Source organism: Sphingobium anseongense, assembly GCF_037725245.1.
Lineage (GTDB): Bacteria > Pseudomonadota > Alphaproteobacteria > Sphingomonadales > Sphingomonadaceae > Sphingobium.
On sequence record NZ_JBBJUL010000001.1, the window covers coordinates 327,730 to 349,615 of the forward strand.

25 protein-coding genes are annotated in these 21,886 nt (G+C 65.1%); 10 read left to right on the forward strand and 15 right to left on the reverse strand.

The genetic code is table 11. The features are described from left to right. Positions 1–72: 72 nt before the first annotated feature. From rplU to WG908_RS01625, 6 genes are all read left to right on the forward strand, one after another. On the forward strand, positions 73–426 hold the full coding sequence (gene rplU / locus WG908_RS01600) for a 50S ribosomal protein L21 (RefSeq protein WP_340184793.1): 354 nt from the start codon (positions 73–75) through the stop codon (positions 424–426). Positions 427–458: 32 nt separating this feature from the next. Continuing rightward, the gene (gene rpmA, locus WG908_RS01605) at positions 459–728 is read left to right on the forward strand and encodes a 50S ribosomal protein L27 (RefSeq protein ID WP_340184794.1); all 270 of its coding nucleotides are present in this window, start codon (positions 459–461) and stop codon (positions 726–728) included. A gap of 260 nt (positions 729–988) precedes the next feature. Continuing rightward, positions 989–1,561: a GNAT family N-acetyltransferase gene (locus WG908_RS01610; protein WP_340184795.1), complete on the forward strand. Its 573-nt coding sequence runs from the start codon at positions 989–991 to the stop codon at positions 1,559–1,561. Between the two features lie 101 nt (positions 1,562–1,662). Next, positions 1,663–2,757, forward strand: a complete 1,095-nt coding sequence (obgE, locus tag WG908_RS01615) for a GTPase ObgE (protein WP_340184796.1) — start codon at positions 1,663–1,665, stop codon at positions 2,755–2,757. 121 nt (positions 2,758–2,878) lie between these two features. Next, the gene (proB, locus tag WG908_RS01620) at positions 2,879–4,000 is read left to right on the forward strand and encodes a glutamate 5-kinase (RefSeq protein ID WP_340184797.1); all 1,122 of its coding nucleotides are present in this window, start codon (positions 2,879–2,881) and stop codon (positions 3,998–4,000) included. A 4-nt stretch (positions 4,001–4,004) separates the two neighbouring features. Then, positions 4,005–4,919 (forward strand): SDR family oxidoreductase, encoded by a 915-nt coding sequence (locus WG908_RS01625; RefSeq protein ID WP_340184798.1) that lies wholly within the window; start codon positions 4,005–4,007, stop codon positions 4,917–4,919. A gap of 89 nt (positions 4,920–5,008) precedes the next feature. Here the strand turns inward: WG908_RS01625 and WG908_RS01630 are convergent, their stop codons facing one another. Further along, entirely contained in the window at positions 5,009–5,353 is a 345-nt protein-coding gene (locus WG908_RS01630) for a DUF2794 domain-containing protein (RefSeq protein ID WP_340184799.1), read from the reverse strand. Further along, positions 5,353–6,060, reverse strand: a complete 708-nt coding sequence (gene epsC, locus WG908_RS01635) for a serine O-acetyltransferase EpsC (protein ID WP_340184800.1) — start codon at positions 6,058–6,060, stop codon at positions 5,353–5,355. The genes WG908_RS01630 and epsC overlap by 1 nt, the downstream gene beginning before the upstream one ends. Positions 6,061–6,231: 171 nt before the next feature. Here epsC and WG908_RS01640 point away from each other — a divergent pair, with 171 nt between their 5' ends. After that, positions 6,232–7,005 (forward strand): sulfite exporter TauE/SafE family protein, encoded by a 774-nt coding sequence (locus WG908_RS01640; RefSeq protein WP_340184801.1) that lies wholly within the window; start codon positions 6,232–6,234, stop codon positions 7,003–7,005. Between the two features lie 39 nt (positions 7,006–7,044). Then, positions 7,045–7,974: a hydrogen peroxide-inducible genes activator gene (locus WG908_RS01645; protein WP_340184802.1), complete on the forward strand. Its 930-nt coding sequence runs from the start codon at positions 7,045–7,047 to the stop codon at positions 7,972–7,974. On the opposite strand, the gene WG908_RS01650 is transcribed toward WG908_RS01645, so the two are convergent. The 3 genes from WG908_RS01650 to pgsA are packed head-to-tail and all read right to left on the reverse strand — an operon-like array spanning position 7,975 to position 9,245. Further along, positions 7,975–8,418, reverse strand: a complete 444-nt coding sequence (locus WG908_RS01650; protein WP_340184803.1) for a molybdenum cofactor biosynthesis protein MoaE — start codon at positions 8,416–8,418, stop codon at positions 7,975–7,977. Further along, on the reverse strand, positions 8,415–8,675 hold the full coding sequence (locus tag WG908_RS01655) for a MoaD/ThiS family protein (protein ID WP_340184804.1): 261 nt from the start codon (positions 8,673–8,675) through the stop codon (positions 8,415–8,417). The genes WG908_RS01650 and WG908_RS01655 overlap by 4 nt, the downstream gene beginning before the upstream one ends. A gap of 6 nt (positions 8,676–8,681) precedes the next feature. Next, positions 8,682–9,245 carry a CDP-diacylglycerol--glycerol-3-phosphate 3-phosphatidyltransferase gene (gene pgsA / locus WG908_RS01660; RefSeq protein ID WP_340184805.1) on the reverse strand — a complete coding sequence of 188 codons (564 nt, stop codon included), beginning with the start codon at positions 9,243–9,245 and terminating at the stop codon, positions 8,682–8,684. 126 nt (positions 9,246–9,371) lie between these two features. On the opposite strand from pgsA, the gene WG908_RS01665 reads away from it, so the two are divergent. Further along, positions 9,372–10,667 carry an MFS transporter gene (locus WG908_RS01665; protein ID WP_340184806.1) on the forward strand — a complete coding sequence of 432 codons (1,296 nt, stop codon included), beginning with the start codon at positions 9,372–9,374 and terminating at the stop codon, positions 10,665–10,667. Between the two features lie 6 nt (positions 10,668–10,673). On the opposite strand, the gene WG908_RS01670 is transcribed toward WG908_RS01665, so the two are convergent. After that, entirely contained in the window at positions 10,674–10,880 is a 207-nt protein-coding gene (locus WG908_RS01670) for a hypothetical protein (protein WP_340184807.1), read from the reverse strand. A gap of 110 nt (positions 10,881–10,990) precedes the next feature. Here WG908_RS01670 and WG908_RS01675 point away from each other — a divergent pair, with 110 nt between their 5' ends. Continuing rightward, complete coding sequence (locus WG908_RS01675) at positions 10,991–13,045, forward strand: transglycosylase domain-containing protein (protein WP_445326642.1); 2,055 nt, start codon at positions 10,991–10,993, stop codon at positions 13,043–13,045. 173 nt (positions 13,046–13,218) lie between these two features. Here WG908_RS01675 and rpmE read toward each other — a convergent pair whose 3' ends face one another. From rpmE to frr, 9 genes are all read right to left on the reverse strand, one after another. Then, complete coding sequence (gene rpmE / locus WG908_RS01680; protein WP_340184809.1) at positions 13,219–13,443, reverse strand: 50S ribosomal protein L31; 225 nt, start codon at positions 13,441–13,443, stop codon at positions 13,219–13,221. Positions 13,444–13,554: 111 nt separating this feature from the next. Next, a complete protein-coding gene (gene fabZ / locus WG908_RS01685) occupies positions 13,555–13,995 on the reverse strand; it encodes a 3-hydroxyacyl-ACP dehydratase FabZ (RefSeq protein WP_445326650.1) in 441 nt (146 codons plus the stop codon). Between the two features lie 45 nt (positions 13,996–14,040). Further along, entirely contained in the window at positions 14,041–14,694 is a 654-nt protein-coding gene (locus WG908_RS01690) for an OmpH family outer membrane protein (protein WP_340184811.1), read from the reverse strand. Next, positions 14,694–17,375: an outer membrane protein assembly factor BamA gene (gene bamA, locus WG908_RS01695; protein ID WP_340184812.1), complete on the reverse strand. Its 2,682-nt coding sequence runs from the start codon at positions 17,373–17,375 to the stop codon at positions 14,694–14,696. Before bamA ends, WG908_RS01690 begins: the two co-directional genes overlap by 1 nt. A 92-nt stretch (positions 17,376–17,467) precedes the next feature. Next, positions 17,468–18,601, reverse strand: coding sequence for an RIP metalloprotease RseP (gene rseP, locus WG908_RS01700; RefSeq protein ID WP_340184813.1), 1,134 nt, complete (start codon positions 18,599–18,601; stop codon positions 17,468–17,470). Further along, on the reverse strand, positions 18,598–19,758 hold the full coding sequence (locus WG908_RS01705; protein ID WP_340184814.1) for a 1-deoxy-D-xylulose-5-phosphate reductoisomerase: 1,161 nt from the start codon (positions 19,756–19,758) through the stop codon (positions 18,598–18,600). Before WG908_RS01705 ends, rseP begins: the two co-directional genes overlap by 4 nt. Beyond that, positions 19,755–20,531, reverse strand: a complete 777-nt coding sequence (locus tag WG908_RS01710) for a phosphatidate cytidylyltransferase (RefSeq protein WP_340184815.1) — start codon at positions 20,529–20,531, stop codon at positions 19,755–19,757. The genes WG908_RS01705 and WG908_RS01710 overlap by 4 nt, the downstream gene beginning before the upstream one ends. A gap of 5 nt (positions 20,532–20,536) precedes the next feature. Continuing rightward, positions 20,537–21,277, reverse strand: coding sequence for an undecaprenyl pyrophosphate synthase (gene uppS, locus WG908_RS01715; protein WP_340184816.1), 741 nt, complete (start codon positions 21,275–21,277; stop codon positions 20,537–20,539). A 49-nt stretch (positions 21,278–21,326) separates the two neighbouring features. Beyond that, positions 21,327–21,884, reverse strand: coding sequence for a ribosome recycling factor (frr, locus tag WG908_RS01720; protein WP_340184817.1), 558 nt, complete (start codon positions 21,882–21,884; stop codon positions 21,327–21,329). Positions 21,885–21,886 lie beyond the last annotated feature (2 nt).

Below are 21,886 nucleotides of genomic sequence, written 5' to 3' on the forward strand. Positions count from 1 at the left end.
TTCCCGCGCGGGTCCAAAAGGCATGGCCTTGACGAACTGCGTAAAGCAGATTTGAACGAGAAGAGACAAGCCATGTTCGCTATCGTGCGCACGGGCGGCAAGCAGTATCGCGTTGCCGCAGGAGACAAGATCGTGATCGAGAAGATCGCTGGCGAAGCCGGCGACCAGATCACGCTGGACGACGTCCTGTTGGCGGGCGAAGGCAGCGAGCTCAAGGACACCGCGGGCCTCACCGTCGCGGCCGAGATCATCGCGCAGGCGAAGGGCGAAAAGGTCATCGTCTTCAAGAAGCGCCGCCGTCATAACTATCGCCGCAAGAACGGCCATCGCCAGCGCCACACCATTCTTCGCATTCTCGCCGTCGGCGGCGAAGCGAAGAAGGCCGCCAAGACACAAGACGCGGCGCCGGCCGCCGCCGAAGCCTGATCGCTTCGCAGAGCATTCGAGGAGTTTAGACAATGGCACATAAGAAAGCAGGCGGTTCGTCGCGCAACGGTCGCGATTCGGCCGGCCGTCGCCTTGGCGTCAAGAAGTTCGGCGGTCAGGAAGTGATCGGCGGCAACATCATCATTCGCCAGCGCGGCACCCGCGTCTATCCCGGCCGCAATGTCGGCATGGGCAAGGACCACACGCTGTTCGCCCTGATCGAAGGCCGCGTCGTGTTCCACGACGGCAAGCTTGGCCGCAAATATGTGTCGGTGGACATGGCGGCCCAGGCGGCCGAATAAACGGACGATCATGCACGGATCGTCCCTTGGGGCGATCCTCTCCTGCGGCGGCTGTCATGGCCGCCAACGGGGTTCGAGGGAAACGGGACGCCCCATCAGGGAGCGTCCCTTTTTTCTTGGGCGCTGCTCTCAACTATTTCCCTCAAGCCTCTGGAACCACAGCCTCTTTCGCGCGTCGTGCGGGCGGGCCTGATCCAAAAAAACTGTCGCCATGCCGTAACAGAAAGCGGTCATAGGCGCGTTCGAGAGAGGAGACACGCATGTTCGCCCGTACCCCCCGCCTGCTGCTGCGGCCCGGCTGGATCGAAGACGCCCCCGCGCTTGCCCGCGCGATCGGCGACCAGGGCATCGTGCGCAATCTGACGCGCGCGCCCTGGCCCTATGGCCCGGACGATGCGCAGGCGTTCCTCGCGAGCCGCGCCGGACAGTCCCTGCCCCATTGCCTTATCTTCACCCGCACGCTCGGCGCCCCTCGCCTTGTCGGCGGCTGCGGCCTGTCGGCGGACGCCGATGGCGCGCCCGAACTTGGCTACTGGATCGCGCGCGCCTATTGGGGCCTGGGTTTCGCCACCGAAGCCAGCCGCGCCTTGCTCCAGGCGGCGCGCGCTGCCGGCATCACCGGCATCGGCGCGATGCACTTTGCCGACAATCCCGCGTCCGGCAATGTCCTGCGCAAACTTGGCTTTCGCCCCACCGGCCGGACCGGTCAGCGCCACAGCGTCGCACGCGGCGGCATGGTCGATTGCCAGTTCTTCGAAGAGGGCGAGGAAGCGCGAATGCGTCCCGACAGCGCCTTTGAACTCTATGACGACGCCCCCCCGCTAGCCGCCTGAGCGGGATCGGGCAGGCGCGCGCGGCCCTCGCCGCCGCGCTTGCCCGTTCCCGGCCACCGCAACGGTTTAACTTTCCCCCATATGCCGCTATGGGCGGCCCCATGCATTTTCTCGATCAAGCCAAGATATATATCAAGTCCGGCTGGGGCGGCCCCGGCGCGGTCAGTTTTCGCCGCGAAAAATATGAAGAATATGGCGGTCCCGACGGCGGCAACGGCGGCAAGGGCGGCGACATCATCTTCGAAGCGGTGGCGGGCCTCAACACCCTCATCGACTTTCGCTATACCCAGCATTTCAAGGCGCAGCGCGGCACGCCCGGCATGGGCAAGAATCGCTATGGCGCCGGCGGCGAAGACCTGGTCATCAAGGTGCCGGTCGGCACGCAGATCCTGTCCGATCCCCTGCCGATCGACGGCAGCGAGGATGAGGACGGTGTGCCCGACTATGAGGAGCAGGAGATTCTCGCCGATTTCACCCAGGTCGGCCAGCGGATAACCTTTCTGCGCGGCGGCGACGGCGGCCGCGGCAACATGTCCTACAAAAGCAGCACGAACCGGGCGCCGCGGCAGCACGGCACCGGCTGGCCGGGCGAGGAACGCTGGGTCTGGCTGCGGCTCAAGCTGCTCGCCGATGTCGGGCTGGTGGGCATGCCCAACGCCGGCAAGTCGACGCTCATCAACCAGATCACCAATACCAAGGCCAAGGTCGGGGCCTATGCCTTCACCACCACCAAGCCGCAATTGGGCGTCGTGCTGCACAAGGGCCGTGAGTTCGTGCTGGCCGACATTCCGGGGCTGATCGAGGGCGCCGCCGAAGGCGCGGGCATCGGCGACCGTTTCCTTGGCCATATCGAACGGTGCCGCGTGCTGCTCCACCTGATCGACGCTACCGGCGACGATCCGGTCGCCGCATGGCGCATCGTTCAGGACGAACTGGCCAATTACGGCGCGGGGCTGGACGAAAAGCCGCAATTGCTGGCGCTCAACAAGGGCGACCTGCTGGGCGCGGAATTGATGGAGGACATCGCGTCGCAACTGCGCGCGGCGGGGGCGGAGGACATCTTCATCATTTCGGGCGCAACCGGCGAAGGCATGGGAAAACTGCTCGACGCGGTGATCCCGATGCTGAGCGATGCCGTGGCGGCGGAAAAGGCGGATGGCGGGGAAGAGGACGACGGAACATGGTCGCCGCTCTGATCGCCTCCTCGACCGGAGGATGGGGCCAAGACGCAGGCCGACGGTGCGGGCGCGCTGCTCGATCCATTTTACGCCTCCACAGCGCCGTGGCGGCGGCCCCCGCCATGCCGGGGATGATGTGATGCAGCCCGGCTTTCCCCCTTCCCAGATCCGCCGCCTGGTCATCAAGATCGGCTCGGCGCTGCTGGTCGACCCCGCCGGCCAGGTGCGCGAGGCGTGGCTGCGCACGCTCGTCGCCGACATTGCCGCGCGAAAGGCGGCGGGACAGCAGATCATCGTCGTGTCCTCAGGCGCGGTCGCACTCGGCGCGCGCCGGCTCAAACTGCCCAAGGGCGGGCGCGGCAGCCTGGAAGACGCGCAGGCCGCCGCCGCCACCGGACAGATCGCCCTGTCGCAATGCTGGGCGGGACTGCTGGCGGAACAGGGCATCATCGCCGCACAGATATTGGTGACGCTCGACGATCTCGAACATCGCCGCCGCTATCTCAATGCGTCGGCGACGCTCGATCGGCTGATGGCGCTGGGCGTGGTCCCGGTGGTGAATGAAAATGACAGCGTCGCCACCGCCGAAATTCGCTTCGGCGACAATGACCGGCTCGCCGCCCGCATCGGCCAGGCCGCTCGGGCTGACGCGACAGTGCTTCTGTCGGACGTGGACGGGCTTTACACCGCCAATCCGCACGCCGATGCGAACGCCATGCTGATACCGACGATCGAACGCATTGACGCCCGCATCATGGCCATGGCCGATGGCGGCTCCGCGTCCGGCATGGGGTCGGGCGGCATGACCTCCAAGATAGAGGCGGCCAGGATCGCGACCGGCGCGGGCGCGCACCTTGCCATCATTTCGGGCAAGGTCGATGCGCCGCTCACCCATTGGGAACGGGGCGGTCCAGGCTCCATCTTCCTTGCCGCGCCGGCAAAGCGCGCCCGCAAGGGCTGGTTGGCCGGTCGCCTGACCGTGCGGGGCCGAATCACCGTGGATGCGGGCGCGGAAAGGGCGCTGGGGCGCGGCAACAGCCTGCTGCCCGCCGGCGTCGCGCGGGTAGAGGGGCTGTTCGCGCGGGGCGACGTGATCGACATCGTCGCCGCCGATGGCCGCGTGATCGCGCGCGGCCTGTCCGAATATGACAGCGACGACGCTGCGAAGATCGCCGGTCGGCGCAGCGAGGACATCGCCGCGCTGCTTGGCACCATGCCCCGGTCGGTGCTGGTTCACCGCGACCATATGGCAATGGTCTGATCCCATGGCGATGAAGATTGCGATGACGGGCGCGACGGGTTTCGTCGGCGCGGAAGTGCTGGCGCAGGCGCTGGGCGCGGGGATGAGCGTCCAGGCACTCGCGCGCAAGGCCCGCCCGCCGCAGGCGCGGCTCAAATGGGTTCATGGCTCGCTGGAGGATGGCCGCGCGCTCGACCGGCTGGTGCGTGATGTCGACGCCGTGATCCACATCGCCGGCGTCGTCAACGCGCCCGATCGCGCGGGTTTCGAAGCGGGCAATGCGCTCGGCACGATGGCGCTGATCGACGCGATGCGCCGCCAGGGCGTGCGTCGGCTGGTCCATGTCTCGTCGCTGGCCGCGCGCGAACCGGCGCTATCGGACTATGGCTGGTCAAAGGAACTGGCCGAACGCCATGTCAAGGCCAGCGGCCTCGACTGGACCATCGTCCGCCCGCCCGCCATCTACGGCCCCGGCGACCGCGAGATGCTCGACCTGTTTCGCATGGCGCGGCGGGGCTTCATGCTGTTGCCGCCCGGCGGACGCCTGTCGGTCATCGAAGTCGGCGATCTCGCCAGGCTGCTGCTCGCGCTTGCCGATGACCGCCACGTCAGCCTGACCCAGATGTATGAAGTCGATGACGGCACGCCGGACGGCTGGGATCACCGGGATTTCGGGCTGGCTCTGGGCCAGGCGCTGGGACGGCGGGTCAAAACCTGGTCGATGCCGCGATGGCTGCTGAACATCGGCGCCACGCTCGATCGCACGATGCGGGGCAGGAACGCCAAGCTGACCCCGGACAGGGTTCGCTATTTCTGCCACCCCGACTGGGTCAGCACGCCGGCTGCTTTCCCGCCCGCGGACCTGTGGAAGCCCGGCGTCGCAACGGCGGCGGGCCTCAAAGCCACCGCCGCCGCCTATCGCAGAAATGGCTGGCTATAGTATCGGCTATGCCGCCGTGGCGACCGGAGCGATCGCCTTGCCAGCCGTCCCTGTCGACGCGCCGGGGGTCGTCGACCCCGGCGGCGACGTCATTCCTCGACGATCCGCAGCAGTTTGCGTTCGACCGGCGCCAGCACGCCGGCCAGGTCCTGCCCGCGCTTGAGCACCGCCCCGGCCTCGCCGATCAGCGCCCACATGCCCTGCCGCTGGCGCAGCGCCGGGCGCTTTTCGATGCGATATTCGGGTCGCTCGGCCGCACGGCGAAAGGCGGAGAATATGGCGGCGTCGCGGCCCAGGTCGATCGCATAATCGCGCCAATGGCCGGCCGACACCATCCGGCCGTACAGGTTCATGATCCTTTGCAGTTCCTGCCGCTCGAACCCGATCTGGTTGGGCCTGCCGCTACCGGCCGGGAACGGCGTGACGTTGTTCATCAGGCGCGGTCACGCTCCTCGAACGACAGCGACTCGGGGCCGGGCGTGGCGCGCTGCTCCAGCAGGCTCGTCAACCGGCGCTGCAACTGTTCGACCTCGGCCCGCAACGCTTCGATCTTCTGCTTTTCGGGGTCCGGGCATTCGCTGCACACCGTGCCATAGGGCAGGAATTCGCGCTGATAGGCGGTCACGTCGACCAGCATTTGCCGCGCGGGAATGCCCACCATCGTCGCCCCCTCGGGCACCGACTTGGTCACCACCGCATTCGCGCCGATCCTGGCCCTTGGCCCGACGACGATCGGACCCAGCACCTGCGCGCCCGACCCGACGATCACCCCGTCGCCCAGCGTCGGGTGACGCTTGCCCGCTATGCCATTGGCCGGATCGGTGCCGCCCAGGGTGACATTCTGGTACAGCGTCACATCGTCGCCGATCTCTGCGGTCTCGCCGATGACGGTAAAGCCATGATCGATAAAGAATCGCTTGCCGATCCTGGCGCCGGGATGAATGTCGTTGCCGGTAAGGAAACGCGAGAAATGATTGACCGCGCGCGCCAGGAAAAACAGCCGCAGGCGATACAGGCGGTGCGCGACGCGATGGAAGGCAAGCGACCAGACCCCAGGATAGATCAGGATTTCCGCGCGCGAACGGGGCGCGGGGTCGCGGGACTTGACCGAGTCCAGATAAGCAATGAGATTGCGCACCATAAACACCCTGAACTCTCGTGACGGCCCGAAGCCTCAGTTGCGATACATAGGGCAGAACCGCCCGAATTTCCAGATGGACGGTATTTCACCTTTCGAACGCCCAAAAGAAACTTTCCCGGTGCCCTGATAAATTCCTATTCAGACGATAGACAAATTAGCTAAGGCCGCTGCATGATCGACGTCCTGACCAACCATGCCGATGACATCTGGCCGTTCATCCTGATCGGCTTTGGCGCGCAGATCGTCGACGGCGCGTTGGGCATGGCCTATGGCGTGATCTCCAGCACCCTGCTGCTCGCGCTCGGCGTATCGCCCAGCCGCGCCTCGGCCAGCGTCCATGTTGCCGAAACCTTCACCACGGCGGTATCGGCGATCAGCCATATCCTGCACAAGAATGTCGACTGGCGGCTGTTTGCGCGGCTCATCATCCCCGGCGTCATCGGCGGCGTGGCGGGCGCCTATCTTCTTTCCAACATCGACGGGGCCGTCATCAAGCCGTTCGTCCAGATCTATCTGGCCTTGATCGGCGTCTATCTCATCTGGCGCGGCTTCCACCTGCCGCCCAAGGCGCGCGACCCCAAGCTGGTCGCGCCGCTGGGTCTGGTCGGCGGCTTCATGGATGCGTCGGGCGGCGGCGGCTGGGGGCCGATCGTAACCTCCAACCTGCTGTTGCAGGGCGCCAGTCCGCGCCACACCATCGGCACGGTCAACAGCGTCGAATTCTTCCTGACCCTTTCGATCAGCATCACCTTCCTGCTGCATCTGGGCTGGGAAGCGTTCACGGCCTACACGGCCGGGCTGCTGATCGGCGGCGTGGTGGCGGCGCCCTTTGGCGCGATGCTCGCTCGCCGCGTCGCGCCACGCATCCTGTTCACGGCGGTCGGCATCATCCTGACGCTGACGTCGCTGTTCGGCGTGGTCAAACAGCTTGGTTTCATCGGCTGATCCACTTATATAAGCGCTTCTGATCGAGGAAGCCGATATATGTCCAGCTATCTGCCAACGCTCAAACAGCTGCAATATCTGGTCGCGCTCAAGGAACATGGTCATTTCGGCCGTGCCGCCGAAAGCTGCTACGTCACGCAATCGACTTTGTCCGCCGGCATTCGCGAGCTTGAAACGCTGATCGGCGTCACCCTGGTCGAACGCACCCGGCGCGTGGTGCGGTTCACCGCGCTTGGCGACCAGATCGCGCAAAAGGCGCATCGCGTCCTGCGCGAGGCGGAGGAGCTGGCCGCCATTGCCCAGGCATCGGGCAAGCCGCTGACCGGCGCGTTGCGGATGAGCGTCATCCCCACCATCGCTCCGTTCCTGCTGCCGCGCCTGTTGCCCCGCCTGCGCCATGACCGCCCCGAACTCCAGCTCTATCTGCGCGAGGAAACGACGCCCGCCGCGCTCGATTCGCTGCGCCATGGCAATGTCGACTGCGTGCTGCTCGCCCTGCCCTATGCGACCGGCGATCTCGACAGCGAAACGCTGTTCCAGGACCGCATCCACGTCGCCTTCCCCAAGGACGATCCGGTCGACCTGCCCGCCTGGATCGCGCCGGACATGATCGACGAAAGCAGGCTATTGCTGCTGGAGGATGGCCATTGCCTCAAGGACCATGCGCTTGCCGCGTGCGACCGGCCGGGCCTGCGCCCCGAAACGGCGATGATGGGCACCTCGCTTCATACGCTGGTGCAGATGGTCGACAACGGCCTTGGCATCACGATGCTGCCTGAAATGGCGATCGCCAGTGGCATACTCGACCATACCGGCATCGCCACGCGCCCGCTGCGGTCGGACCATGCCTGGCGCGACATCGCCTTGCTATGGCGCCGCAACAGCCCGCGCGAAAAGGAATTCCGCCTGATGGCCGACATCCTGCGCGAAGGCGCGAAGTCGGGTTGCCAGCTTCCCCAGGCGGCCTGATCAGCTCTTCCACGCCTGCGCGCGCGCATCGTCCTCGGCGCGCGCCTCGACCCAGCGGCTCGCGCCATCGTCGAAATGCTCCTTCTTCCAGAAGGGCGCCTCGCTCTTGAGCCAGTCGATCAGGAAGGCACAGCTTGCGAGTGCGGCGGTGCGATGGCGCGATGCGGTGCCGACGAAGACGATGCGCGCGCCCGGCGCCAGCCGCCCGACCCGGTGGATCACCCGCGCCCCCAGCAACGGCCAGCGCGCGAACGCCTCGACGACGATCCGTTCGACCTGGGCCTGCGTCATCGCCGGATAATGGTCGAGCTGCATCGCCACCAGCCCGCCCTCGCCTCGCACCACGCCGGTAAAGGTGGCGACGCCGCCACCGCCCAATGCCTCCAGCGCGGCGCTCTCCACGCCGGGATCGAAATCGCCCGCCTGGATCGCGATATATTTCATCCGCCCGTCACCGGCGGAAAAATGGCCAGTTCGCGGGCCGCGCCGATGACCGTGTCCATGGCCGCGAACCTGTGGTCCAGCGCCGCGCGCAGCCGGGCCGGATCGCCCAGCCCCTCGGCATGGCCGCCCCCGCGCGCCGCCAGCGTCGCGATCACCTGGGCTATGCTCGCATCGGGCGCGGGCGCGTCGATCCGTTCCTCGTCGACCCCGACGGCTTCGCGTACCCAGGCGAAATAGAGAATGGTAAGACCGGCCATGACCCGTCAGTCCATATGCTTGAGGCCGACGCGCAGATAGTCCCAGCCCGTCACCAGCGTCAGCAGCGCGGCCGCCCACAATGTCACGATTCCCACCGCCTGGACAAAGGGAAAATGCGGCACCGCGCCCGCCAGGATCAGCGCGCCCAGCGCGATGATCTGACAGGTCGTCTTCCATTTGGCCAGCCGCGACACCGGCACCGACACCTGCAATCCCGCCAGAAATTCGCGCAGCCCCGACACCGCGATCTCGCGCAGCAAAATCACCATCGCGGCAATGATGTGCGGACCGGCGATGTCGCGGGTCGCGCTCAGCAACAGGATCACGGCGCCCACCATGATCTTGTCGGCGATCGGATCGAGGAAGATGCCCAGTTTGGACACCGTGCCCTTGGCCCGCGCCAGATAGCCGTCGAAATAATCGGTGACGCCCATCAGGCAATAGAGTGCGAAGGCCAGCGCATAGCCGGTGGTCCAGCGCGCGCCCTGTTCGGCGGGCCACAGCAACGCCACCAGCAACGGCACCGTGACGATCCGCGACAGGGTCAGCAGGTTGGGCAGCGTCAGCATCGCCGACGCCTGCCACAGAGTGGCGCAAGTCACAAGCCGGGCGGGCGCATCATGGCGTTGGACAGATGCCCATCGAGCGGCTAGATCGCGCTCAGCCACTTTCACAGCGAAAAGATACCATCGCTCATGCAAGCCTCCATCAGGCTCTTGAAAAAGCGGCGCTTCCTGCCTCTTTTCGTGACCCAGCTCCTCGGAGCGTTCAACGACAATCTGTTCAAGAACGCGATGGTGCTGTTCGTCGTCTATTCGGTCTATAACGACGAAACGTCGGAAACCTGGTTCAGCGCGGTCGCGACCGGGGTGTTCATCCTCCCCTTCTTTCTGCTGTCCGCGCTTTCGGGGCAATTGGCCGACCAGCGCGACAAGGCCGCCATCATCCGCATCGTCAAGACGGCGGAGATCGCGATCATGATGGTCGGCGCGATCGGCCTCGGCCTGATCTGGAGCGGCGTCGCGGTGCACAGCGTCGCCATCCCGCTGCTGCTGGTGGCGCTGTTCGCCATGGGGGTTCATTCGACGTTTTTCGGCCCGATCAAATATGCGATCCTGCCCCAGCACCTGCACGACGATGAAGTGCTGGGCGGCACCGGCCTTGTTGAGGCCGGCACCTATATCGCGATCCTCGCAGGCACGATCCTCGCCGGCATCATCCCTGTCGAGGCGGCGGCGGTCGGCGTCGTGCTCACCGCGCTCATCGGCTATGTCGCGGGGCGCCAGGTGCCCCCGGCGCCCTCGCTGATGGTGCCGCTGCCGATAGACTTCCATATCATCCGTTCGTCGATCGCGCTGGTGCGCGGCACCATGCACATCCGCCGCCTGTTCCTGGCGATCATGGCGATCAGCTTCTTCTGGTCGGTCGGCGCGGTGCTGTTCATCCAGTTCCCGCCGCTGGTCAAGAATGTGCTGACCGCCGACAAGGCGGTCGCCAGCCTGTTCCTCGCGATTTTCTCGATCGGCATCGCCATCGGCTCGATCGCCATCAACCGGCTGCTTGGCGGCCATGTGTCGGCCAGATACGCGCCCGCATCGGTGATCGGCATGGGCGGCTGCATCGTCGCCTTCCATCTCGTGTGCAGCTTCTGGACCCCCGCCCCTGGCGATCGGCTGCTGTCGCTGGGTGAATTTCTGGCGCACCCGATGGCCGGCTGGTTGTCCGCTTCGCTGCTGGGCGTCTCCACCTTCGGCGGCATGTTCGTCGTTCCGCTCTACGCCTTCCTCACCACGACGGTGGAAAAATGCGAAGCGGCACGCACCGTCGCGGCCAACAATATCGTCAATTCGGGCGCAATGGTCGCGGGGTCGGTGATGGCGCTGGGCCTTTCGGTCGCGGGCGTGCCGGTGATTCAGCAATTGCTGCTGGTGGCGGCGATGACCATTCCCTGCGCGTGGCTCGCGTGGAAACTCCATTGCGCGTGCGATTGACCGCGCTCAGGCGATGAAGCTGTAGAATGCCGTGAAGAAGGCGGAAAAGCTCAGGGCGAACAGCTTCCAGTCCTTGTCGTCGTCATAATAGCCGATTTTCGTAGGGCCGGGCCTGGGCGCATCGTCCACGACCCTCAGCACATGAGCGGGCAGGCGCTGGCGAAAGGGGTGGCGGGCCGATTCGGTGGTGGTGACGAGGGTTCGGTTTCGCATGATGGAAAGATTAACGCATTTTTTACCATTTCGACCACCGCCAATTAACGGTAATGCGGCGCTGTCCCGTCACGGGACAGGCTTGACTGTATGGTACATATAATACAGCTTTGGCGGGACAGATGACCGATCCACTTTCGCCCCCGTCTCCACCGCCTGCATCGGCGCCGGCTTTCGCCGGCCCGCCCAGCGCCTTCGCGCCGCCGATGCCGTGGAAGAAGAAGCTGCGGATCGTCGGCTATCTGTTCGCGGCGGCGCTGGCGTTGCTGATGATCGTGATCGCCTGGCTGGCGGTCACGGCGCCGCTGTCGCGCTCGCTGCGGCCGATCGCGCCGCCCAGCATCAGCCTGATGTCGGCCGACGGCCATCTGATCGCGCGGCGCGGCGCGGTGATCGACAAGCCGGTGGCCATCGCCGACCTGCCCGCCCATGTGCCCCAGGCGTTCATGGCGATCGAGGATCGGCGATTCCAGACCCATTGGGGCATCGACCCGCGCGGCATCGCCCGCGCGCTGTGGCACAATATCTGGTCGGATGGCGCATCACAGGGCGGCAGCACGATCACTCAGCAGCTTGCCAAGGGCGTTTTCCTGTCGAGCGACCGCACCTTTGGCCGCAAGGCGCGCGAAGCGCTGATCGCGCTCTGGCTGGAAGCGTGGCTGACCAAGGACCAGATCCTCGAACGCTATCTGTCCAACGTCTATTTCGGCGACAATGTTTACGGCCTGCGCGCCGCCTCGCTCCATTATTTCAGCCGCCGGCCCGAACGGCTGACGGTGCCGCAGGCCGCGATGCTCGCCGGGCTGCTCAAGGCCCCATCGCGGCTCGCGCCCACCTCCAATCTCAAGGGCGCCCGCGCCCGCGCGGCGCTGGTGACGCAGGCGATGGTCGATGCCGGCTATCTTGGCCAGCGCGAACGCAATGCCCTGCCCCCTGCCCGCCTCGACGTCCGGCCGGAACCGGACGCGACCAGCGGCACCTATTTCGCCGACTGGGTGCTGCCGCAGGCGCGCGACCGCGCCGGCGCGGTCTATGGCGCGCAACAGGTCGTCACGACGCTCGATCGCAGCGTCCAGCGCTATGCCGAAGGCGCGATCCGCCGTGCGGGGCTGGGCGGCGCCCAGGCCGCGCTGGTGGCGATGAAGCCTGACGGCAGCGTCGTCGCCATGGTCGGCGGCAAAAATTACGCGAAAAGCAGCTTCAATCGCGCGGTCCAGGCCAGGCGCCAGCCCGGATCGACCTTCAAGCTGTTCGTCTATCTCGCCGCCTTCCGCGCGGGCATGACCCCCGACGACCTGATCGAAGACACGCCGATCACCACCGGCGCCTATCGCCCCGCCAACCATGGCGGGCGCTATCGCGGCCGCATCACCCTGCGCCAGGCCTTCGCCATTTCCAGCAATGTCGCCGCCGTGCGCCTGACCCAGAAGGTGGGCGTCGATGCCGTCATCAAGGTCGCGCGCGACCTTGGCATCCGCGCGCCGTTGACGCAGGATCTCAGCCTCGCGCTTGGCACGTCCGAAATTCCGCTGGTCGATCTGGCGCAAGCCTATGCCGCGGTCGCGGCTGGGGTCTATCCGGTCATCGCCCATGGCCTGCCGCCAGAGGAACGGGGCTGGTTCGAACGGCTGCTCGACCGGCAAAAGGCGTTCGACGACGACCATCTCGACATGATCCGCGACCTGTTGTCGTCCGCCGCCAATCGCGGCACCGGCAGCGCGGCGGCGCTGCGCACCAGCACCTTTGGCAAGACCGGCACGACGCAGGACAGCCGCGACGCGATCTTCGTCGGCTATGCCGGCGGGCTGGTGACGGCAGTATGGGTCGGCAATGACGATAACACCCCGCTGCCCGGGGGCGCGGCTGGCGGCGGGCTACCCGCGCGCATCTGGCGCGATTTCATGAGCCGCGCGATCGACGAGCCGGCGGACGAAGTCGCACCGGCGGAACTGGATGGCGACCTGGTCAACGCCATCGCCAATGTGACGGTCGAAACCGGCCTTGGCGACATGAACATCGGGCTGGATCAGGATGGCATGACCATCGACCTCGGCCCGGCCACCGTCCGCATCCCGGCCGACGCCCCGCCATCCCCCGCTCCGCCGCCGGTGCGCGTGGTGCCGACCCAGCCGCCCACCGCCCCGCAGGATGAAGGCGAACGATAATCCTGTCCTACAGCCAAGGCCCCGTGCCATATTTGTCGCGCGCGATTGGCGGCCGGGGCGGTCGGCGCAATAAAATGTCAAATCGGGCGGGAAAAGTGCGAAGTTAAGGATCGCACCCCACGAAAAAGGGCGCCCGCAGGCGCCCTGATCCGGTTCCGCTGGGCGGCGACGGATTATTTCTTGAGCGAAAGCCCGCCAAAACGCTTGTTGAAGCGCGCAACCTGGCCACCCTGGTCGAGCTGGCGCTGGCCACCGATCCAGGCGGGGTGCGACTTGGGGTCGATGTCGAGCGCCATCGTGTCGCCTTCCTTGCCCCAGGTGGAACGGGTCTGGAAGGTGGTGCCGTCGGTCATCTGGATGGTGATGAAATGGTAATCGGGGTGGGTATCGGCCTTCATGGCGGTAAAGCTCCATTAATGGCCGGTTTCCGACCGGCCGGGGATGCACAATATCTGGCAAAGCGCGCCGTTAGCGGGTTTGCCTGGACATGGCAAGGGGCGGCGCGCCGATCAATCCTTGGGCGGATCGGTGATCATCGCGACGAAATTGGCCTCCGCCGCCAGCTTGCCGTCGACCAGCGCCCTGCCGGCGAACTTGCAGATCGCCCCGCGATTCTGCGTCACCTCGACATGCAGGTCGAGCAGGCATCCCGGCTCCACCGGCACGCGGAACTTCGCGCCGTCGATGCTCATGAAATAGACGAGCTTGCCCGAATCGGTCAGGTTCATCGATTCGACCGCCAGCACCCCCGCCGCCTGCGCCATCGCCTCGACGATCAGCACGCCGGGCATGATCGGCCGGGTGGGGAAATGCCCCTGAAAGAAAGGCTCGTTGACCGACACCGCCTTGATCGCATGGATCGACTGGCTCGGCACCAGCGCGACCACGCGGTCGATCAGCAGCATCGGATAGCGATGGGGCAAAGCGGCCATGACCCGACGAATATCCATCGGGCCACGGACGGCATGCGTCTCGACGTCAGCCGTCATCGCTGGTTAGCGCGACGTCGGCTGCTGGGCCGGATTGGCTGGCGCGGGTGCAGCGGCGGGCTGACCCTGACGACCCGGCTGCCATCCGGCTGGCGGCTGGATACCGACGCTGGGCACCAGCGCGTTGAGTTCGTTCACGACCGCTTGGGTGATGTCGACGCCCGGCTGGTAGGACACTGTCGCTTCGGGCGTCAGCAACAGGTCGACCTTCGCCTTGCTCATCGCCGCCTTGAGCGCATCGGAAAGCTTGGCGCCGATCTGTTCCTGCACATAGGCGTCGGCAAGCTGGATCGGCTGGCCGAGGCGCTGCAATTCGGCCTGTGCGTTCTGCTGCTGCTGCTGGAACTGCTGATACTGGGTTTCGATCGCCGGGGTCGGCTTGTTGCCAGCCGCACGGAGCGCGGCCTGAAGCGCATCACCCTTGGTCTTGAGGTCGGCGTCGATCGCGGCCTTGCGTGTGTTGAACGCATCGATCTGCGGCTTGTAGGTCGTCTGCATCTGCGTCCGCGCGGTGGTGTAGGCGGAGCTGATGCCGACCGCACGCTGCAAATCGACGACGGCGATGCCGCTCTTCGATTGGGCGATGGCGGGTGCGCTGGCAAGCGCCAGGGCGGTCATGGGCGCCAGGCCAAGCGCCGCGGCCTTGAATAATGTCTTCATCAGAATTGAGTCCCTACGTTGAAGGTAATGAGTTTGCTGTCGTCCCCTGGTTCCTTGAGCAGCGCCTTGGCGATGTCGATGCGGAACGGGCCGAACGGCGAATTCCAGTTGACGCCAATACCCACCGAAACACGCGGTTTCAGCGTATCGCCCAGATATTCTTCCTCGAAGTTGCCACCCGCAAAAGTGAAATTCGCGGCGCAAGTCGGTGCGCGAGCCGTGCCGTCGGCACGAACGGTCGTCGACCCGGTAGGCGCGTTCGGTCCCGGAGCACAATATCCCGCAAAGCTGCCAGTGCCATTGTTCACCAGCACCGGATCCTTGATCCCCGCAACAGCGCCGGCATCAACATAGACAGAAGGCCGCAAGCCCATTTCACGCGCGCCCGAACCCAGCGGAATCTCGACCTCCGCACGGGCGAGATAGTACATCTTGCCACCCAGAGCGTCGTCGGACACGTTGTTGTTCCCCGTTCCCCGCTCGTACGTTATGTTTCCGGCTTCTCCTGTTTCCTGAAGAAAATACCGCTTCACGCGCGGCCCGACGCCGCGAATATTGAAACCGCGCATCTGCGGCTCACCCAGGAAGAAGCGATCGACCAGCCGGATTTTCTCGATCGGCAGCCCGTCGGGATCGAGTCGCTGACCTTCGAGCGATTGAATATAGCCGCCCTCACCCGATATCGAGAAGATGAAACCCCCACCAAGCGGCCAGAATTTCGCAGCATTGAGGCGTGTGCGAACATATTTGACGCTGCCCCCAAGACCGGCGAAATCCTGGCTGAGCACCGCATTATGGCCGCGGGTCGGACGGATCCGGTTGTCACGGGTATCGTAGATAAACGAATAGCCAAGCGAGGATGTCGTCCGCTTGCCGATCGCGTCGCACAGATAGCGTCCTGCCAGCAACGGATCGCACCGCGACGGCTGCGCCCCGGGACCATCGGGATCGGAGTAATAGCTGTCGCGATCCAGCGTCACATCGTCCAGATTCAGACTGTAGCGCAGCGCCAGCGACATATATTCGGTGATCGGCACACCGGCGCGGATCTGGAACCCGGTCGTCGTCTGTTCGTACGTGGTGTCGCGATCGTTGCTGTTGTTGTTGAGGAAACGGAAACTGTTGAGGTCGCGGCGGTAGATATCGCCGCCCAGCGCAATGTTCCGATCCATGAAATAGGGTTCGGTAAAGCCCAGTTCGACCGACTTGGAATAGGCCGAATAATTGACCGAAGTGCGCAGTTCCTGGCCCTTGCCGCGAAAGTTGCGCTGCGTGATCGAGGCCGAAACGATGAAGCGTTCGAGCGACGAGAAGCCGGCCGACAGCGACAGTTCGCCTGTCGACTTTTCCTGAACGTTGGTTTCGAGAATGATGCGGTCGGGCGCGGACCCCGGCTTCTGCTCGATTTCCAGCTTTTCCTGGAAAAAGCCGAGCGAATTGATGCGGTCGCGCGATCGCTTGACGAGGAAACTGTTGAAGGCATCGCCCTCCGCCAGACGGAATTCGCGGCGGATCACCTTGTCCTGGGTCAGCGTGTTGCCGTTGATATCGACCCGCTCGACATAGACGCGGGGCGCGTTGGCGATCTTGAAGGTGATCCCCATCGTCAGGTCGTCTTTCGACCGGTTGAAATCGGGCGACACGTCGGCGAACGCATAACCGAAAAGGCCAGCCGTTTCCGACAGCGTATCGACAGTATCCTCGACCTGCTTGGCGTTGTACCAATCGCCCTGCTTCATCGGCAGCCGCTTGGTCAGGCTGTCGCCCGACAGGTCGCGAATATCGGATTCGACCTTCACCGGCCCGAATTTATATCGGTCGCCTTCTTCCACCACATAAGTGATGATGAAGTCCTGCTTGTCGGGCGTGAGTTCGGCGACGGCGGAAATAACGCGGAAATCGGCATAGCCTTCGGTCAGGTAGAACTGCCGCAGCTTCTGCTGGTCATAGGCCAGGCGGTCGGGGTCATAGCTGGTGCCCGAGGAAAACAGGCGGAAGAACCGCGCCTGCTTCGTGACCATCTGGCTGCGCAGCTCGCCATCGCCGAACTTTTCGTTGCCGATGATGTTAATCTGGCGAACCTTCGACTTGGGACCTTCGCTGATTTCGAAAACGATATCGACACGGTTCTGATCGAGCTGCACCATCTTGGGCTCGACAGTGGCGGCAAAACGTCCCTGCCGGCGGTAAAGCTCGATTATGCGCGCGACATCGGCACGAACCTTGGACCGGGTATATATCTGGCGCGGGGCCAGCTTGATCTCGGGACGGATCTTGTCTTCCTTCAACCGCTTGTTGCCTTCCAGCACGATGCGGTTGATGACCGGATTTTCCTTGACCTCGATCGTCAAAGCGCCCGCATCGTTGCGGATCTGGACGTCGGCGAACAATTCGGTCTCGAACAGGTCGCGCAGCGCTTGATCAAGCGATTCCTGGGTAAAGGGCTGACCGATGCGCAGCTTGGTATAGGACATGATCGTGTCCGGTTCCAACCGTTGCTGACCCGTCACCACTATCGAACGCACCGTGCCGGCGGGTGCGGTCGGCAGCGTATCGGCAGCGGGGGTCGCGGCGGGCGGCGGCGCGGTCTGCGCGGCGACGGGCGTTGCGACGAGGCCGGCGATCATCGTGCTTGCCAACAGGGCTGCGACGACCGGACGGTGCCTCTTGCTGCTCTTCATCGCTGCCACTGCTTCACCCTCGTACAAATATGAAATATTTCGACATGCGTGGGAAAGACGCAGCCGGGCCGCGCTTCCCTGCCCGAAGCGGATCAACCGATCAAGCCGGACAGGCTCTGCCACAGCCCGAAAGACGACAAATCGTTGAATGTGACCAAAACCATCATGCCAAGCAGCACTGCCAGCCCTGACCGATACGCCCATTCCTGCGCCCGCGGACTGACCGGCCGACGCTGCACGGCTTCTATTGCGTAAAAGAGCAGATGCCCGCCATCCAGCATCGGGATTGGCAACAGGTTGATGAACCCCAAGTTAATCGAGATGAGCGCCATGAAAAAGACGAAGCTTTCCGGCCCCAGCGAGGCCGCCTGGCCGGACACTTCGGCGATCTTCAACGGCCCGCCCAGTTCCTTGACCGACCGGCCGCCGCCCAGGATCTGGCCCAGCGTCTCCACCATGGTCTGAAGAATGTCGCCGACCCGGTCGATCGCCACGATCGGCGCGCGCCAGACCGGAACGGGTTCGACGACGGGCTTGCCAGGGCCAATGCCCAGCCGCCCGACGCGGAAGCTGTTGCCAAAGCCGTCATCCTCCTTGATGGCGGCGATCGTCGCCGAGATCGTCAACTGGCGGCCGGCGCGGTCAATCACCACTTCCACCGGCTCGCCAGGGCGGATGCGCGTATACATCACCATGTCGGCATAGGTGTCCATCGCGCGTCCGTTGAACGAAACGATACGGTCGCCGACCCGGATGCCGGCCGCCTGCGCCGCGCTACCAGGCTGGACGATGCCAGCGACAGCCGGGGTACGGCTCTCGCCATAGACCAGGGCGAAAGCGGCGAGGATGAGGATGGAAAAGAGGAAATTGATCGCAGGACCGGCAGCGACGATGGCCGCGCGTTGCCAGAGCGGCTTGGCGGGAAAACTTGTCGCGCGATCCGCGGCGGACATGGTCAGCCAGGCGGGATCATCCTGACCCGCCGCATTCATGTCGCCCTTGAAACGGACATAGCCGCCAAGCGGAAGCGCACCGATCCGCCAGCGCGTGCCGCGTCGGTCGACCCAGGCGGCAACTTCTGGTCCAAAGCCGATGGAAAAGGCTTCGGCCTTTACCCCGCACCAACGTCCAACGAGATAATGGCCAAGCTCATGCACGAAAACGAGCGGGCCAATGACCGCCACGAATGCGAATATGGTCAACAGAAAACCGGGATTCTGGATCAAGCAGCCAAACTTTCCATCACCTGCCGGGCCGTCGCCCGCGCTGTCGCGTCCGCCAACAGAACATCTTCGATGCGGCCGGGCATCGGCGCGGTATAGCGTGTCAGCACCTCCTCCACAATCATGGCGATATCAAGGAAGCCGATCCGACCCGCCAGGAAAGCGGCGACCGCCACTTCGTTGGCGGCGTTGAGGATGGCTGGAGCCGCCCCGCCCTGGTTCGCCGCGGCGCGAGTCAGACGCAGCGCGGGAAAGCGTTCGGCATCGGGCGCCTCGAAATCGAGCCGGCCGATCCGCGCGAGATCGAGCGGCTCGCACGGCGTAGCGATCCGTTCCGGCCATGCAAGCGCATGTGCGATCGGGATGCGCATATCTGGCGAACCGAGCTGCGCTAGGGTCGAACGGTCCCGATATTCGACCATCGAGTGAATGACCGACTGCGGATGGATCAATATCTCAATCCGGTCGAGGCCGACCGGAAACAGATGCGCCGCCTCGATCAGTTCGAGCCCCTTGTTCATCATCGTCGCGCTGTCGACGCTGATCTTCGCGCCCATCGACCAGTTGGGATGGGCGACAGCCTGGGCAGGGGTGATGCCGAGCATCTCCTGTCGACTGCGCGTGCGGAACGGGCCGCCGCTCGCGGTGAGGATGATGCGCGAAACATCCTGGATGCGGCTGCCGGCCAGGCACTGGAAGATCGCATTATGCTCGCTGTCGACGGGCAGCAGCGTCGCACCCGATGAAGCGGCGCACTCCATCATCAACGCGCCGGCAGACACCAGCGATTCCTTGTTGGCCAGCGCCACAGCCCCACCCGCTTCCAGCGCCGCCATGGTGGGCGCCAGCCCTGCGCAGCCGACGATCGCCGCCATGGTCCAATCCGCGCCGGCGCGAGCCGCGTCGACCAGCGCCGCATGCCCCGCCGCCGCTTCGATACCCGACCCGGCAAGCGCATCCTTGAGCGATGGATAGAGCGCTTCGTCGGCAATGACCGCCAGTTCGGCACGAGCCGTACGGGCCGCCGCCGCCAGCGCCGCCACGTCGCTGTTCGCGGTCAGCGCCAGGACGGAATATGTGTCGGCTTGCCGATTGACGAGATCCAGCGTGGAGGTGCCGACCGAACCGGTCGCACCGAAAATCGAGATGCGCCGGGTCACGCCGCCCCCATTGCCAGGCAGAGCAGCGCGGCAATCGGCGCGGTGGTCACCACCCCGTCAAGCCGGTCCATCACCCCGCCATGGCCAGGCAGCAACGCGCCGCTGTCCTTGACCCCGGCTTGGCGTTTCATCCAGCTTTCCAGCAGATCGCCCGCCTGCGCCGCGACCGCCAGCAATCCGCTTGCCGCTGCCAGCTGGGCGGGTAGTCCAGCCCAACGGTTCAGGATGAAGCCGAGCAGCAATGCGGCGATGACGCCGCCGCCCAAACCCGCCCAGGTCTTTGACGGGCTGACACGCGGCGCAAGCTTAGGACCGCCAATCGACCGCCCGGCGAAATATGCGCCGATGTCGGTCGCCCAGACGAGGCCCAGAGACCAGAAGGCAAGCAGCAGCCCGTATCCATTGGGCTGCTGGCCGCGCAGGAACAACAGCGCCATGACGGGAACGCAGACATACAGGACGCCGAGCGCGAGCCGCAGCGAGCGAGCGACGATCAGCACGAAGAAGAATGCCGCCATCATCAGCCCGAACGCCAGCCAGGAAACACCGGCGGCAACGGGGCACAGGATCGCCAGCGGCACCGACACCGCCATCATCGACAGCCGTCGATGTTCGCGACCGCTGCGGCTCAGATCCGCCCATTCGCCCTGCATCAGCACAGCCGCGACCACCAGCAGCAGCCAGAACAGGATGCCCCCCGTCAGCAATGCGGCCATCGCCACCAGGATCAGGATGACGCCGACGATGGCGCGCGTCCGCAATTCACCCGTCATCACATTTACAAGCCGCCGAACCGGCGGTCCCTCTGCTTGAACGCGGCCAGCGCCCTTGCCAGCGCTTCGCCATCGAAATCGGGCCACAGCGTGTCGGTGAAATAGAGTTCCGCATAGGCCGCCTGCCACAGCATGAAATTGCTCAGCCGCAATTCGCCCGAGGTACGGATCAACAGGTCGAGCGGCGGCAGCGATGCGGTGTCGAGCGCGGCTTCGACCTGCGCCCTGCCGATCGCATCGGCGCTGATCTCGCCCGCCTGCACCTGCCGCGCCAACGTCTGCGCCATCCGCACCAGTTCGTCCTGCGCGCCATAATTGAGGGCAATGGCGATCGTCGGCCCGTCATTGCCCGCAGTGCGGGTCATGGCGCCTTCGATCAGATCGACCAGCGACGGTTCAAGCACGCGATAATCGCCAATCACCTGCAAGCGGACGCCGTTGGCATGAAACTCTTCCAGATCGGCCTGGATGAAATGGCGCAGCAGGCCCATCAGGTCCGATACTTCTTCGGCCGGACGCTTCCAGTTTTCGGACGAGAAAGCGTAGAGCGTCAGGCATTCCAGACCCAGTTCGCGCGCGACCCGCGCGATGCGGCGCACCGCGTCCACCCCCGCGCGGTGGCCGGCGATGCGGGGCAACAGCCGCTTTTTCGCCCAGCGGCCGTTGCCGTCCATGATGATCGCGACATGACGCGCCCCATGGTCGGGCGCGATCTGCGGCAGCGGGGTCTTGATCCGGCTGGCCATGATCAGCCTCTGCGATGTCGCATGGAGCAAAAAAGGCTGGACGCCAGGATCACTGACCGAGGATTTCCTTTTCCTTGGCCGTCGCGGCGGCGTCTATGTCGGCGATGGTCGCGTCGGTCAGCTTCTGGACTTCCGTTTCCTTGCGCTTGCGATCGTCTTCGCTGATCTCGCCCTTCTTTTCGTCGGCCTTGAGATGATCCATCCCGTCGCGGCGCACATTGCGCACGGCGATGCGGGCGGCTTCGGCATATTTGCTGGCGAGCTTGGCCAGTTCCTTGCGCCGCTCTTCGGTCAGGTCGGGTATGGGCAGGCGCAGCGTCTGGCCATCGACGATCGGGTTGAGGCCAAGGCCGGCCGAGCGGATCGCCTTGTCGACCGGGCCGACATTGGTCTTGTCCCAGACCTGAACCGACAACATTCGCGGTTCGGGCGCGGACACGGTCGCGACCTGGTTGAGCGGCATCGCGGCGCCATAGACGGTGACCGTCACCGGATCGAGCAGGGTCGTGTTGGCGCGGCCGGTGCGCAGGCCCGACAGGTCGCCCTTGAGCGATTCGACGGCGCCGGCCATGCGGCGTTCGAGGTCCGACTTATCATATTGGGCCATAT